Source organism: Leisingera sp. McT4-56, from assembly GCF_020514995.1.
Lineage (GTDB): Bacteria > Pseudomonadota > Alphaproteobacteria > Rhodobacterales > Rhodobacteraceae > Leisingera > Leisingera aquaemixtae_A.
The window spans coordinates 49734-63925 of sequence record NZ_JAJALF010000001.1 but is presented as its reverse complement, the minus strand read 5'-3'; the positions used below and the strand labels follow the sequence as shown (position 1 = coordinate 63925).

General features: G+C 65.4%; 12 protein-coding genes. 1 reads left to right on the top strand and 11 read right to left on the bottom strand.

Annotation, left to right across the window (positions count from 1 at the left end):
- The first annotated feature begins 90 nt into the window (after positions 1-90).
- Complete coding sequence (locus tag LHL23_RS00275) at positions 91-1386, top strand: citrate synthase (protein ID WP_222475836.1); 1296 nt, start codon at positions 91-93, stop codon at positions 1384-1386.
- A 150-nt stretch (positions 1387-1536) separates the two neighbouring features.
- On the opposite strand, the gene LHL23_RS00270 is transcribed toward LHL23_RS00275, so the two are convergent.
- The 11 genes from LHL23_RS00270 to LHL23_RS00220 form a co-directional block, all read right to left on the bottom strand.
- On the bottom strand, positions 1537-2316 hold the full coding sequence (locus LHL23_RS00270; RefSeq protein ID WP_226428375.1) for an enoyl-CoA hydratase-related protein: 780 nt from the start codon (positions 2314-2316) through the stop codon (positions 1537-1539).
- A gap of 109 nt (positions 2317-2425) precedes the next feature.
- On the bottom strand, positions 2426-2908 hold the full coding sequence (locus tag LHL23_RS00265; protein ID WP_226428374.1) for a cytochrome c-type biogenesis protein: 483 nt from the start codon (positions 2906-2908) through the stop codon (positions 2426-2428).
- A complete protein-coding gene (locus LHL23_RS00260) occupies positions 2905-4869 on the bottom strand; it encodes a heme lyase CcmF/NrfE family subunit (protein WP_226428373.1) in 1965 nt (654 codons plus the stop codon). Before LHL23_RS00260 ends, LHL23_RS00265 begins: the two co-directional genes overlap by 4 nt.
- Positions 4870-4947: 78 nt before the next feature.
- Positions 4948-5523 (bottom strand): holin family protein, encoded by a 576-nt coding sequence (locus LHL23_RS00255; RefSeq protein ID WP_226428372.1) that lies wholly within the window; start codon positions 5521-5523, stop codon positions 4948-4950.
- Positions 5514-6125 carry a holin-associated N-acetylmuramidase gene (locus tag LHL23_RS00250; protein WP_226428371.1) on the bottom strand — a complete coding sequence of 204 codons (612 nt, stop codon included), beginning with the start codon at positions 6123-6125 and terminating at the stop codon, positions 5514-5516. Before LHL23_RS00250 ends, LHL23_RS00255 begins: the two co-directional genes overlap by 10 nt.
- 173 nt (positions 6126-6298) lie before the next feature.
- On the bottom strand, positions 6299-6742 hold the full coding sequence (gene ccmE / locus LHL23_RS00245) for a cytochrome c maturation protein CcmE (protein WP_226428370.1): 444 nt from the start codon (positions 6740-6742) through the stop codon (positions 6299-6301).
- Between the two features lie 39 nt (positions 6743-6781).
- Positions 6782-7810 carry an N-acetyl-gamma-glutamyl-phosphate reductase gene (argC, locus tag LHL23_RS00240; RefSeq protein WP_226428369.1) on the bottom strand — a complete coding sequence of 343 codons (1029 nt, stop codon included), beginning with the start codon at positions 7808-7810 and terminating at the stop codon, positions 6782-6784.
- A gap of 113 nt (positions 7811-7923) precedes the next feature.
- The gene (murI, locus tag LHL23_RS00235; protein ID WP_222475845.1) at positions 7924-8733 is read right to left on the bottom strand and encodes a glutamate racemase; all 810 of its coding nucleotides are present in this window, start codon (positions 8731-8733) and stop codon (positions 7924-7926) included.
- Between the two features lie 9 nt (positions 8734-8742).
- Positions 8743-9621, bottom strand: coding sequence for a lysophospholipid acyltransferase family protein (locus LHL23_RS00230; protein WP_226428368.1), 879 nt, complete (start codon positions 9619-9621; stop codon positions 8743-8745).
- Between the two features lie 123 nt (positions 9622-9744).
- Positions 9745-10338, bottom strand: a complete 594-nt coding sequence (locus LHL23_RS00225; RefSeq protein WP_226428367.1) for a dimethylsulfonioproprionate lyase family protein — start codon at positions 10336-10338, stop codon at positions 9745-9747.
- Positions 10339-10629: 291 nt separating this feature from the next.
- Positions 10630-14049, bottom strand: a complete 3420-nt coding sequence (locus LHL23_RS00220) for an indolepyruvate ferredoxin oxidoreductase family protein (protein ID WP_226428366.1) — start codon at positions 14047-14049, stop codon at positions 10630-10632.
- Positions 14050-14192 lie beyond the last annotated feature (143 nt).

Here is a 14192-nt window from a genome sequence, read left to right as displayed (position 1 = left end):
ACAACCCCTGCGCGGTTCCGCGCAGGCGCTGCCCCGCATGAGGCCGCCCGAACGGGGCAGCCTTCGTGCCCGCAACAGGAAGGGACATCTATGACCGAGACACAGAAATCTGCCAAGCTCAGCCTCAATGGCGAAACCTACGAGCTGCCCATTTTCTCACCGACGGCCGGGCCAGATGTTCTCGACATCCGCAAGCTTTACGCGCAGGCAGGCGTGTTCACCTATGACCCGGGGTTCACCTCCACTGCCAGCTGCGACAGCACCATCACCTTCATCGACGGCGACAAGGGCGAGCTGCTGCACCGCGGCTACCCGATCGACCAGCTGGCGGCGAAGTCGCATTACCTGGAAGTCTGCTACCTGCTGCTGTACGGCGAACTGCCGACCGCGGCACAGCTGGAGGACTTCGAGACCCGCGTGACCCGCCACACCATGGTGCATGAACAGATGCACAACTTCTTCCGCGGGTTCCGCCGCGACGCGCACCCGATGGCGACCCTGGTGGGTGTTGTCGGCGCGATGTCGGCCTTCTACCACGACTCGCTGGACGTGACCGACCCCTGGCAGCGCGAAGTTGCCGCGGTGCGCCTGATCGCCAAGCTGCCGACCATCGCGGCAATGGCCTACAAGTACTCGGTCGGCCAGCCGTTCGTGTATCCGCGCAACGACCTGGATTACGCCGCCAACTTCCTGCACATGTGCTTCTCGGTCCCGGCCGAGGAATACCACGTGAACCCGATCCTCAGCCGGGCGATGGACCGCATCCTGACCCTGCACGCGGATCACGAACAGAACGCATCGACCTCCACCGTGCGCCTGGCGTCCTCCTCCGGCGCCAACCCGTTTGCCTGTATCGCGGCCGGCATCGCCTGCCTCTGGGGTCCGGCCCACGGCGGCGCCAACCAGGCCTGCCTGGAGATGCTCAAGGAAATCGGCACCGTCGACCGCATTCCGGAGTTCATCGCCCGCGCCAAGGACAAGAACGACCCGTTCCGCCTGATGGGCTTTGGCCACCGCGTGTACAAGAACACCGACCCGCGCGCCAAAGTGCTCAAGCAGTCCGCGGACGAGGTTCTGGAACTGCTGGGCGTCGACGACAACCCGCTGCTGCAGGTCGCCAAGGAGCTGGAGCAGACTGCCCTCAATGACCCCTACTTCATTGAGAAGAAGCTGTTCCCGAACGTCGACTTCTACTCCGGCATCATCCTGGAGGCGATGGGCTTCCCGACCTCGATGTTCACCCCGATCTTCGCGCTGTCGCGCACTGTCGGCTGGATTTCGCAGTGGAAAGAGATGATCGCCGATCCGCAGAACAAGATCGGCCGCCCGCGCCAGCTGTACCTTGGCGAGACACTGCGCGACTACGTGGACATCGAAAGCCGCTAAGCGCCCGCCGTAAAGCAAAAAACGCCCCGCACATTGCGGGGCGTTTTTCTGTTTGGGAGCGTACTGTTTGGGCCAGGGTTCGGGGCGGCCCGGAAGCGCTGCGGCGGCGCTTCCAGGGACCTGGGCAAAACAGGCGGCCTCTCCCGGGCGTCAGCGCCCCTCGAATTTCGCAGGGCGTTTTTCCATGAACGCGGTCACCCCTTCCAGGAAATCGCGTGTCTTGCCGCATTCCCCCTGCAGATGCGCCTCGACCGAGAGCTGCTCGGCCAGGGTGCGGCCGTAGCTTTCGCGCAGCGCGGATTTGGTGGCGGCAAATGCTTTGCTGGGGCCGCTGGCCAGATAGGCCGCGCGCTGGCGCCAATGGGCCTCGAACTCCGCGTCCGGCACCGCCTCCCAGATCATGCCCCAGTCGCTGGCCTGCTGCGCGCTGATGCGGTCGGCAAACAGCGCCGCGCCCATCGATTTGGCTAGGCCGATCTGGCGCGGCAGGAACCAGGTGCCGCCGGCATCCGGGATCAGGCCGATCCTGGTGAAGGCCTGCATGAAGAACGCGCTTTCGCAGGCGATCACCACATCTGCTGCCAGCGCTAGGTTGGCCCCGGCCCCGGCTGCAGCGCCGTTGACCGCTGCCACCACCGGCACCGGGCAGTCATAGATCGCCTGCAGCATCGGCAGGTATTCGTCGCGCAGGGTGCGTTCCAGGTCCAGCGCGCCGCCGCCGCTGCCCGCGTCGCTCAGGTCCTGACCGGAGCAGAAGGCATCGCCTGCGCCAGTCAGCACCACGGCCCGCGCCTCGCGCGCGGCCAGCCCCATGGCATGGGTGATTTCCGAACGCATCTGGCTGGTCAGCGCGTTCTTGCGCGCTTCCCGGTTCAGCGTGACGACTGCCAGCCCGTCCTCTATCGAAAACAGGATTTCTTTGTATTCCATCGGATTGCCCCAACTAAAGTCCAATTGGCCGGCAGGATTGTTTAAACCCCGCAGCCGGTTGGCAGGCATGGTGACGCAAAGCGGGCTGGCCGGAAAGACAGACCCGGCGTCAATCCTCGAGGATTTTCCGCAGCCGTTCCTGCTCTTCTTCGCTCAAGCGCTGTTCGGCCGCCTTGGGCTTTCTGGCCCGGCCGCGGACATAGAAGATGCCGATGACCAGTGCTGCCAGCAGCATCAGCGGCCCTGCCGCCCACAGCAGCCAGTTGGCGCCGCTGGTGGTCGGGCGCAGCAGCACGTACTCGCCGTAGCGGTCGACGATGAAATCCATCGCTTCCCGGTCGCTGTCGCCGGCCACCAGCCGCTCCCGCAGCAGGACACGCAGGTCGCGGGCCAGTTCGGCGTTGGATTCATCAATGCTTTCGTTGCGGCAGACCAGGCAGCGCAGGTCCTTGGACAGCTCCCGCGCACGGCCCTCAAGCACCGGGTCGGCCAGCACCTCATCCGGCTCCACCGCCAGCGCAGGCGCCGGAACCACCAAGGAGACAGCCAGCACGCCGGCCAGGGCAAGGATCAGATAACGCAGCAGTTTCATTCCGCAGGCACTCCCGCCGATGGAGTCTTCCGCGCGCCCGCCGCGACCCGGAAGCGCCGGTCGCTAAGGCTCAGCAGGCCGCCCAGCGACATCAGGATGCAGCCGGCCCAGATCCAGTTGGCAAAGGGTTTGATATAGGTGCGCATGGTCCAGCTGCCGTCCGCCTGCTCGTCTCCCAGCACCACGTAAAGGTCGCGGGTCACGCGGTAGTCGATGGCCGCCTCGGTGGTCGGCATCCGGCTGACCGGATAGTCGCGTTTTTCCGGGAACATCACCGCCTCCGGGCGGCCGTTGCGGGTGACTTCGACCCGGCCCTTGGTGGTGAAATAGTTCGGCCCCTGCTCGCGGCTCACGTCCGTCAGCACCAGGGTGAAGGCACCGACCTCAAACGGCGCGCCGATGCGGGCCACGCGGATATCCTCCTGCTCCCAGGCAGTCAGGCCCGCAATGGCAAAGATGGTGATGCCCAGGCCGCCATGGGCCACGGCCTTGCCCCAGTCCGCCCGCGGCAGCCGCAGCATGCGGCCAAGGCGGTTTTCGCGGCCGCTGCGCAGCCACAGGTCGGCCAGCGCGCCGAAGACCATCCAGGAGCCGAGGAACAGCCCCACCGGACCCAGCGCGGAACGGCCGGTCTGCATCGCCCAGGCCAAGACGCCCAGCGACACCGCCAGCAGGAACATGTAGCGCAGCTGCCAGGCCACCCGGCCGATCCGGCCGCGCTTCCACGGCAGCATGGCGCCAACCGGCATGATCAGACCCAGCACCACCATGAACGGCGTGAAGGCAGAGTTGAAGAACGGCGGGCCGACGCTCAGCTTGCGGGCAAAGACCATCTCCGCGACGATCGGCCAGACGGTGCCGAAGAACACCACGAAGCAGCTCACGGCCAGCAGGATGTTGTTCACCACCAGCGCGGTTTCGCGGCTCACCATGCCGAACAGCCCCTTGGCCTCCATCGCCTGGGCACGGGCGGCAAACAGGGTCAGCGCGCCGCCGGTGAAGAAGGCGAGGATGAACAGGATGAACACGCCGCGTTCCGGGTCGTTGGCAAAGGCGTGCACGCTGGTGATGATGCCGGAGCGCACGATGAATGTGCCGATCAGCGAGAAGCCGAACGCCAGGATCGCCAGCAGAATGGTCCAGCTCTTCAGCGCCTCGCGCTTCTCCACCACGATGGCGGAGTGCAGCAGAGCGGCGGCCAGCAGCCAGGGCATGAAAGAAGCGTTTTCAACCGGGTCCCAGAACCAGAAGCCGCCCCAGCCAAGTTCGTAATAAGCCCACCAGGACCCCAGCGCGATGCCGATGGTCAGGAACACCCAGGCCGCCAGCGTCCAGGGCCGCACCCAGCGGCCCCAGGCGGCGTCGATGCGGCCTTCGATCAGGGCGGCGACGGCAAAGGAGAATGCCATCGAAAGCCCCACATAGCCGAGGTAGAGGAACGGCGGGTGGAACGCCAGCCCCGGGTCCTGCAGCAGCGGGTTCAGGTCCTGGCCGTCAAACGGCGGCACCATCAGCCGCAGGAACGGGTTGGAGGTGAACAGGATAAAGGCAAAGAAGGCCACCCCGATCGACGCCTGCACCGCCAGCACGCGGGCCTTGAGCGTCGGCGGCAGGCCTCCGCCAAAGACCGAGGCCATGGCGCCGAACAGGCTGACGATCAGCACCCACAGCAGCATCGAGCCCTCGTGGTTCCCCCAGGTGCCGGAGATCTTGTAGAGCATCGGCTTGGCCGAATGGCTGTTGAGCGTCACCAGCTTCAGCGAGAAATCCGAGGTGATGAACGCCCACATCAGCGCGCCAAAGGAAAAGGCGGTGAACAGGAATTGCGCCTGCGCCGCCGGCTCTGCCACGGCCATCCAGCCGGGCCAGCGTTTATGGGCGCCGATCAAGGGGATAACGGCCTGCACGATGGCGATCATGAAGGCGAGGATAAGGGCGAAGTGGCCAAGCTCTGTAATCATGGGTTTTCCTATACGCCTGTCTGCCGGGGGGGCCAATGGCAAACGCCGCGCCACGCCGCCGCAGAGGGCAAATTGTGATCAGCTGCGTCGGGTTTTCCAGGCCTCCAGCGCAGGATTGGCATCGGCAGCGGTGGTTTCCAACCGGGCAGCCGCATCGGTGCCGGTGCTGGCTGCTGCCGGTGAGTCTGACCGCAGGCGGTTGAGCACCGCAATCTCCTTCGCCACCTGAGGCACCCGCGCGATACTGGCCGCCAGCCCTTTCTGGAACTCCTGGCTTTTCACCTGGTGGCGGGCGCCGAAGTAGAAGGAGACGATGACGCCCAGGAGCCACCACAACGGTTCCGGCACCAGCGCCAGCCCCTGCATCCGGGCGGCGAACCAGACCGGATCGCTGAGGGCTGCAGCCAGCAGCGCCAGGGTTCCCAGAGCCAGCATCGGCCGCGGCAACCGGTTCACCCCGTCCATGAACCGGTCGAACCGGCTCTTGCCGCCATATTGGAATTCCGCCGCCAGCTGGCTCAGCGCGGCGGACTGCATCTGATGCGCCCGCGCCGCGCCGGCCTCTGTGTTCTCGCGGAACACTTCAACGGTCTCCCGCAAGACATTGCGCGGGCTTCCGAAAATCAATCCCAAGACATTTGCAATCAGCCCCATGCCGCGGTCCTCCGCTGAAATGCCTGGCGGCTCAGATGGTACTGGGCGGAGATGAACTCCTCGGCCCGGGTGATCCAGCCGCCCTTGGTGCCGCCGCGGGTGCGGGCGTATTTGCGGCTGGCCGCGCGGCGGTCCGCGAGGCGGAAGTAATAGTTGCGGCGGGCAATGCCATAAGCGTCGCGCAAGGCGCCTGCATCCACCGCTGCGGCCTGATGCGCGGCGCCGGCGGTCTGCGGGCCGATGGCGCCGTCCACCGCAACACCAAATCCCATTTCCTTCAGCAGCCGCTGCAGGATTCGCACCGCGTTGCTGCCCGCGTTCACATACATGTCGAAGACTGTCGCCTGCAGGCATGCGGGAAGGCGGCCGATGCCGGGAGCCTCGAAATAGTGGCGGACGAAAAGGTCCGTTGCCTGTGCCCGGCTCAGCGCCTTCACATCCGCAACCCCGACCTGCCCGTCGCCGGTCAGGTCCAGGCCCAGCCGCCGCAGGGTGCCGATGGTTACCCCGTGTTTGGTGGCGCCGCCCGGGTCATCCGGATCATTCACAAAGCCGCCTTCGCGCGCCACGATCTGTTCCGCAATTTCCGTTACTGTCTGCATGTCACCTCACCACTTCCAACCAAAACAGGATGCCGCAAAGGCGCTAATATCCCCTGACACCACCGTGCGCCGGCTGCGCAACACCCTGGTTCTGTGTGCTGGTGAGCCCCGAGGCGATGAGCCCGGCAGGACGCCAGCCCTGCGGGACCATCTGTTTTAAGTCGTGAAAGAGATCAGGTCTCGGGTTCCTGATAAACCCCCTGCTCCTTCAGTGCGTCCATGACTTCCTTGGGCATATAGGTTTCGTCATGTTTCGCCAGGATTTCAGTGGCTTCGAACACTCCGTTCACGTAGCTGCCAGTGCCGACCATGCCCTGGTTCTCTTCAAACAGGTCGGGCAGAACGCCGGTATAGGCCACCTGCACCGTGGCGCCGCCGTCGGTGACGGCAAAGCGCACGGTCTCGCCCTGGCCGCGTTGCAAGGTGCCCTCTGCGACCAGCCCGCCGATGCGGAACACCTCGGACGGTTTCGGCGGTGCCTCGGCCACCTGGCTGGGCGAGCGGAAATAGTTGATCCCGTCCCGCATGGCATAGCCGATCAGGGCGGTGGCTACGATCAGGGCCACCGCGGCTACCGCGATGACCTGGATACGGCGCTGTTTCTTCAGGTTCTTCATGGTGTCCTCATATCAGGCCCAGGCCAGCGCCGCCCCCGTTTACGGGAACAGCGGCGCCATCATCAGGCCCTCGGTTTCTTCCTCACCTAACATCAGGTTGGCGTTCTGCAAGGCCTGGCCGCTGCTTCCTTTTGTCAGGTTATCCAGTGCCGCAAAGACGATGGCGCGGCCTTCGATCCGGTCCTGCGCGACGCCGATATGGCAGAAGTTGGAGCCGCGCACGTGGTGGGTGCTCGGCGCTTCGCCAAAGGGCAGCAGCTCGATGAAGGGCTCATCGGCATAGGCCTTGGCAAAGGTGTCATGAATCGCCCTTGCATCGCCCTTCACATAAACGGTCGCCAGGATGCCGCGGTTGGCGGGCAGCAGGTGCGGGGTGAACTGCACCTTGACCGGCCGGCCTGCGAGTTTGCTGAACTCCTGGTCGAATTCGCCCAGGTGCCGGTGGGTGCCGCCGATGGCATAAGCGTTGTAGCCTTCGCTCAGCTCCGCATGCAGCAGGTTTTCCTTGAGCGACCGGCCGGCGCCGGAGACGGCGCATTTCAGGTCCAGGATGATCTCGTCCAGGTCGATGACGCCAGCCGCGATCAGCGGCCGCAGGGCAAACTGGCCGGTGGCGGCGTTGCACCCCGTTCCGGCAACCAGGCGCGCGGCCTTGATCTCTTCCCGGTAGAACTCGGTCAGGCCATAGACGGCCTCTTCCTGCTGCTCCAGCGCGGCGTGCTTGTTGCCGTACCATTTCTCGTACTCCGCCGGGTCGCGCAGCCGGAAGTCCGCCGACAGATCAACGACCTTCAGGTCTTTGGGCAGCGCCGCGATCACTTCCTGGCTGGTCTTGTGCGGCAGCGCGCAGAAGCAGAGGTCGATACCCGCAAAGTCGATCTCGTCGATCTTGCACAGCACCGGCAGCTCCATGTGGCGCAGGTGCGGGAAAACTTCGGCCATGGTCATGCCGGCCTTGCGGTCGGCGGACAGCGCCGCGATGTCGATGTTCGGATGCTGGGCGATCAGCCGCACCAGTTCGGCGCCGGTGTAGCCGGAAGCGCCAAGAATAGCCACTTTATGGGTCATGTCAGACCTCGTCTTTCGATGTGATATGCCGGTTCCGCAGCCATCTGCGGAGAGAAATAGGGAAAACTGCGCCTGCGCACTTTGACCTGGAACAAGGTTCCGGACGGATGCGGTCAGGCTGCCTGAAAGGTGATTTCCCGTCGGAGAAACTGGGTCGCGCGGTCGCTGACACGGCCCGGGTTTCCGGTGGTGAAGAACCCGCCCGCGCCGTTGCCGTACATGTCCGGGTGGCGGGTCAGATAGTCCGCCAGGCTGTCGGCCACCAGGCTGCCCTGGCTGAACACCTTGACCTCCGGCCCCAGCGCCTCCTGGAAGGTCTGCTCCATCAGCGGGTAATGGGTGCAGCCGAGGATCGCGGCCTCCGGATGCGGCATCTTGCGTTTCAGCGCATCGACGTGGGAGCGCACCAGCGCCTCGGCCAGGATCATGTCGCCGTCCTCGATCGCGTCGACGACGCCGCCGCAGGCCTGCGCCTCGACATCGACGCCGATGGCGCGGAACGCCAGCTCCCGCTGGAAGGCGCGGCTGGCGACGGTGGCCGGGGTGGCAAACAGGGCCACATGCTGCACCGCAACCTCGCGCGGCGGCGAGTTGTCGCCCCACTGCCGCTCGGTCAGCGCCTCGATCAGCGGCACAAACACGCCCAGAACCCGCTTGCCCTGGGGCAGCCCGCCCTCCTGCATCCGGCGCAGAGCGGCGGCAGAGGCGGTGTTGCAGGCGAGGATCACCAGATCGCAGCCCTTGTCCCACATGTCCTGCACCGCTGCCTTGGTCAGCTGGTACACATCCTCGGCATCGCGCACGCCGTAAGGCGCGCGGGCGTTGTCGCCGTAATACAGGAAATTCACATCCGGCAGCCGCTGCTGCGCGGCGTTCAGGACGGTCAGCCCGCCCAGGCCTGAATCAAAGATGCCTACAGCCATTCCGATTTCTCACGCGCGGTGTTTCTCTTCGAACTCAAACCCGTAACCGTAGGATTTGAGAGGTACTGGAGAAAGCTCATACGTCGCTTTGCGCAGGAAATCCATCATTGCTTTTGTGTCTTTTGCCAGCGGCGCCAGAACGTCGCGGCCTATGGGCTCGCCGATCACCACCCGGACCGGCGTATCGACACGCTTGCGGAATTCCTGGATCAACAGCCCCATGCGCAGGGTCGCGTGCAGGTGGCTGGCGATCTGGAACAGGCGCGAGGTGTGCCCGTCAAAGAACACCGGCACCACCACCGCATCGGATTTGGCGATCATCCGGGCGGTGAAACCGCGCCAGCCAGGGTCCATCGGGTGGCCCAGCGGGTGCGCCGCGGTGGACACCGTGCCGCCCGGGAAGATGCCGATGGCGCCGCCCTGCGCCAGATAGCCGAGGGCGTCCTTGCGGGTCTGAAGGTTGGTCTGCACGGCCTCGCGGGTTTCGGCGAAATCAACCGGCAAGATCATCTTGTTCAGGTCCTCGGCGCGGCGGAACACCTGGTTCGCCAGGATGCGGAAATCGCCGCGGGTCTCGGCCAGGATATGCCCCATCATCAGCCCGTCGAGGATGCCGTAGGGGTGGTTGGCAATCAGGATGACCGGCTTGTCCCGCGGGATATTGCTCAGCGCGCCGCCGGCCACGTCCAGCGTCAGCCCGTAGCGCTCTGCCATGACCGACCAGAAGCTGCGGCCAGCCGCCACCTCTTGCTCATAGCCTGCGGCGCGGCGGATCAGCTTCAGCCGCCCGGTGGAGTTCTCCATCAGCCGGATCACCGCGCGGCCTGCGCGGGTGGAGGCCGAATGGGCATAGGAAATATCACGGGCGAGGCGGTGTTGCGCGTGCATCTTGGGGGGAGACTCCGACTGGCATTCACCGGCGGTATAAGGCCGGGAGCGCAGTGTGCAAGACGGCTGTAACAGCCGCGTGACAGGCCGGTTCCCGGCAGACGGCCGACCTGTTCTGGCAGTTCAGGCTGCGGCAGTCCGCTTGCCGCCCATCAGCGGCAGGCCCGCCAGCCCGGCACCGCGCCACAGGACATAGGTCAGGATCGGCTGCGCGCTGGTATTCATCGCATGCGGCTGCCAGCCGCCGTGCAGGCGCGTGGCGCTGGCGCCCAGCCAGCTTTCATCCCCTTCGGTCAGGAACTGCGCGCCGCCGCCCAGCACCACGTACAGTTCCTCGGCCTCGTGGCTGTGCCAGTCGTATTTTAACCCGGCGCCCCAATAGGCGATATAGCCGCGCAGCTGGGTGGTGCGGAAATGGCCGGTTGGTCCGAACAGCTCGAAATAGCCGTAGTTCTGCAGGAAATGCGCCCCCACCTCTGCCTCGGTGTAGGTCTGCGTCCAATGCGCCTGGCCCGCCGCGCTGCGCAGCGCGTCAATCAGGGGTTGGGTCTCGGGCGTGCCCGGCTGGCTGAACCCCGCCACCTGGTCTTGCGCAGGCATCGCCGCGGGTGCCAGCGCGGCGGGCTCCAGATCGCTGGGCCAGGGCGCGAACTCCTGCAAGGCGGGCAGTTTTGTGTGCAGGTCGCGGGCAGCCTGCAAGGCCTGTGAGAGGGACATCGGGCGGCTCCTTTCCGGTGCAGCAAGGACATGCAATCCGGGCAAAGCCTAGCGTCGGCACGCCAAAGCGCGCGCCGCAATCGCTGAAAAATGCGCTGAAAACGACCGCTGCAGCAGAAATCTGCAGACTGCGGCGCAAAATGCTGGCCGCCGCACCCCGGCCGGCCAGAAGCAGCGGAACGGCAAACGCCGCGCGTCAGCGCGGCGCCGGGCCCAACTGTCTTGGGCCTTTCTTCGAAAGGATCAAGGCGGGCGGGAGTACCCGCCCTGCCCCGGTATTACTCTGCAGTGTTATTCTGCGGCCTGCTTGACCGGCACGCCGCCCTGGCGCAGTGCGGCCAGCAGCTCCTCGCGGCGCTTGGCGGCCTTCTGCTCGTTGGCCAGCTTGACCGGGCCGAATCCGCGGATCTGCAGCGGCAGCTCTGCCAGCGCCATCAGCGGCTCCATGATCGCCGGGCTGGCCTTGGGCAGCCACTCCTGCATGTCGGCCTCATACTGCTTGATCAGCGCGCGCTCCATCTTGCGCTCGTCGGTGTAGCCGAAGACGTCCAGCGGCGTGCCGCGCAGGGACTTCAGCTTGGCCAGCAGGCGGAACCAGCGCTCCATGCCCGCGCCGAACTTGCGCTTCTTCGGGCGGCCGTCAGGGTCGGTGCCTGTCATCATCGGCGGCGCCAGGTGGTACGAAAGCTTGAGGTCGCCCTCGAACTCCGCCTCCGCCTTGGCGCGGCTGTCGAGCAGCAGCCGGGCTACTTCGTATTCGTCCTTGTAAGCCAGGAGCTTATGGTAGCCCTTCGCCACCGCCTCCTTCAGCGCGGGATCGCTGATGCCGTCCAACAGCTTGCCATAGCGCTTGGCCAGGCCCTTGCCCTGGTAGGCGACCAGGTGATCGGCGCGGAAGGCGATTTTTTCCTCCAGCGTCTTCGGCGCTGCCGCGGCCTTGGGCTGGATCAGCCTGGCGGCCTCTTCCGGGTGCAGCACCGCCCAGCGGCCGATGTCGAAGGCGCGCTTGTTGCGTTCCACCGCGGCGCCGTTCATCTCGATTGCCTGTTCGATCGCCTCGTGGCTGACCGGGACCAGCCCCTTCTGCCAGGCGCCGCCGAACACCATCATGTTCGAGAAAATCGAGTCGCCCATGGTGGCGCGGGCCAGCTCGGACGCATCGAACAGGTCCAGCCGGTCGCGCAGACGCGCCTGCAGCGCCACTTCCAGACGGTCGACCGGCACCTTGAACTCGGTGTTCTTGGTGAATTCGCCGGTGATGATCTCGTGGCTGTTCACAACCGCGCCGGTTTGGCCGGAGGTGGTCAGGCCCAGGGTCTTGGCGCCGGCGCTGACCACCAGGTCGCCGCCGATCAGCGCATGCGCCTCGCCGGTGGCGACGCGGATCGCCGAGATGTCCTCGGGGTTGTTGGCAATCCGGCAGTGGATATGCACCGCGCCGCCCTTCTGGGCGAGGCCGGCCATTTCCATCAGCCCGGCGCCCTTGCCGTCGATCTGCGCCGCTTGCGCCAGCACCGCGCCGATGGTCACCACGCCGGTGCCGCCGACGCCGGTGATCACCACATTGTGGGTGCCGCTGATCTGCGGCAGCACCGGCTTGGGCAGATGCGGCAGGTCGATGTCGGCGGTTGCTTCCTTGCGGATCTTGGCGCCTTCGACGGTCACGAAGGACGGGCAGAAGCCGTTGAGGCAGGAGAAGTCCTTGTTACAGGACGACTGGTCGATGGCGCGCTTGCGCCCCAGTTCGGTGTCCTTGGGCACGATGGAGACGCAGTTCGACTGCACCCCGCAATCGCCGCAGCCCTCGCAAACGTCGGTGTTGATGAACACCCGCTGGTCCGGATCCGGGAACTGGCCTTTCTTGCGGCGGCGGCGCTTCTCGGCGGCGCAGGTTTGGATGTAGATGATGGCGGAGACGCCTTCGACCTGTTCGAACTCGCGCTGGATCTTCATCATCTCGGCGCGTTCATGCATCCGCATGCCGGCCGGGAACAGGGCGGCGTCCACGTCCTCCTTCTCGTCATAGACCACGGCCATGGTCTTGACGCCCATCGCCTTCAGCTCATGCGCGATCTGCTGCGCGGTGAGGCCGCCCTCGGCCTGCTGGCCGCCGGTCATCGCCACCGCGTCATTGTAGAGGATCTTGTAGGTGATGTTGGTGCCCTCGGCGAGCGCGGCGCGGATCGCCTGCACGCCGGAGTGGTTGTAGGTGCCGTCGCCCAGGTTCTGGAACACATGCTTGCGCTTGGAGAACGGTGCCTCGCCGACCCAGTTAACGCCCTCGCCGCCCATATGGGTGAAGCCGGTGGTTTCGCGGTCCATCCACTGCACCATGAAGTGGCAGCCGATGCCGGCATAGGCGCGGGAGCCGTCCGGCAGGCGGGTGGAGGAATTGTGCGGGCAGCCGGAGCAGAAATACGGCAGGCGGGTGGCGATTTCCTCGGCGTTGTCGGCGCGGCGGGCTTCGCCGAGCGCCTCCATCCCGGCGCGGATCGCCTCGGTCTCGCGGCCCTCCTCGATCAGGATTTCGCCCAGCTTCTCGGCGATCATGATCGGGTCCAGCGCATAGCGGGTCGGGAACAGCTCCTCGCGGTGCATGCTGCCGGCGCCGCCCTTGTACCAGCCATAGACGCGGCGGCCCTGGCGGTCGTCAAAGATCGCTTCCTTGATCTGGATCTCGATCAGCTTGCGCTTTTCCTCGACCACGACGATCAGGTCCAAGTCCTGGGCCCAGTCGTGGAAGCCCTTCATGTCCATCGGCCAGGTCTGGCCTACCTTGTAGGTGGTGATGCCCAGACGCTCGGCCATGTTTTCGTCGATGTTCAGCAGCTTCAGCGCGTGCACCAGGTCGAGCCAGTTCTTGCCCGCGGCGACAAAACCGATCTTGGCGCCGGGCTTGCCCCACATGCGCTTGTCCATCTTGTTGGCATGGCTGAACGCCTCTGCCGCAAAGCGCTTGTAGTCGATGATGCGGTTTTCCTGGCGGAAGCGGTCGTCATCCAGGCGGATGTTCAGCCCGTCGGCCGGCATGTCGAATTCCGGGGTGACCAGCTGCATGCGTTCGGGGCGGGCATCGACAACCGAGGTCACCTCGATGGTGTCCTTCATGGTCTTGAGGCCGACCCAGAGGCCGGAGAACCGGCTGAGCGCGTAGCCGTAGATGCCGTAGTCCAGGATCTCCTGCACGCCGGCCGGGCTGACGATCGGCAGGTAGCAGTCCAAGAGCGACCATTCCGACTGGTGCAGCACGGTGGAGCTTTCGCCGGTGTGGTCGTCGCCCATCGCCAGCAGCACGCCGCCGTGCTTGGAGGAGCCGGCCATGTTGGCATGGCGGATCGCATCGCCGGAGCGGTCGACGCCCGGACCCTTGCCGTACCACAGGCCGAAGACGCCGTCGTATTTGCCTTCGCCGCGGACCTCGGCCTGCTGCGCGCCCCAGAGCGCGGTGACGGCCAGATCCTCGTTCAACCCGTACTGAAAGGTGACGTCAGCCTCTTTCAGCTGCTTTTCGGCGCGGGACATCTGCAGGTCCACTGCCCCCAGGGGCGAACCGCGGTAACCGGTAACAAGCCCGGCGGTATTGAGACCCGCCGCCATGTCGCGGTGCTTCTGCATCAGCATCAGCCGCACCAGCGCCTGGGTGCCGTTCAGCAGAACCGGCGATTTAGTCAGGTCGTATTTGTCGTTCAGCGAGATTTTCGGCGTGCTCATCGTGGCCTCCTCAACCGGGATTAGCTTGCACTTTCTGGCCGCAATAATAGGTCATAAATGCTGACCTGAATAGCCGCATTTTTTTCGATTTTGCTCGCTTGCGCCGCGAAAACTGATACATAACTAAGATTTCATACAGTCGG

Coding starts and splice junctions, on each gene's coding strand:
- LHL23_RS00275 (WP_222475836.1), top strand. CDS start 91: ATGACCGAGACACAGAAATCTGCCAAGCTCAGCCTCAATGGCGAAACC.
- LHL23_RS00270 (WP_226428375.1), bottom strand. CDS start 2,316: ATGGAATACAAAGAAATCCTGTTTTCGATAGAGGACGGGCTGGCAGTC.
- LHL23_RS00265 (WP_226428374.1), bottom strand. CDS start 2,908: ATGAAACTGCTGCGTTATCTGATCCTTGCCCTGGCCGGCGTGCTGGCT.
- LHL23_RS00260 (WP_226428373.1), bottom strand. CDS start 4,869: ATGATTACAGAGCTTGGCCACTTCGCCCTTATCCTCGCCTTCATGATC.
- LHL23_RS00255 (WP_226428372.1), bottom strand. CDS start 5,523: ATGGGGCTGATTGCAAATGTCTTGGGATTGATTTTCGGAAGCCCGCGC.
- LHL23_RS00250 (WP_226428371.1), bottom strand. CDS start 6,125: ATGCAGACAGTAACGGAAATTGCGGAACAGATCGTGGCGCGCGAAGGC.
- ccmE (WP_226428370.1), bottom strand. CDS start 6,742: ATGAAGAACCTGAAGAAACAGCGCCGTATCCAGGTCATCGCGGTAGCC.
- argC (WP_226428369.1), bottom strand. CDS start 7,810: ATGACCCATAAAGTGGCTATTCTTGGCGCTTCCGGCTACACCGGCGCC.
- murI (WP_222475845.1), bottom strand. CDS start 8,733: ATGGCTGTAGGCATCTTTGATTCAGGCCTGGGCGGGCTGACCGTCCTG.
- LHL23_RS00230 (WP_226428368.1), bottom strand. CDS start 9,621: ATGCACGCGCAACACCGCCTCGCCCGTGATATTTCCTATGCCCATTCG.
- LHL23_RS00225 (WP_226428367.1), bottom strand. CDS start 10,338: ATGTCCCTCTCACAGGCCTTGCAGGCTGCCCGCGACCTGCACACAAAA.
- LHL23_RS00220 (WP_226428366.1), bottom strand. CDS start 14,049: ATGAGCACGCCGAAAATCTCGCTGAACGACAAATACGACCTGACTAAA.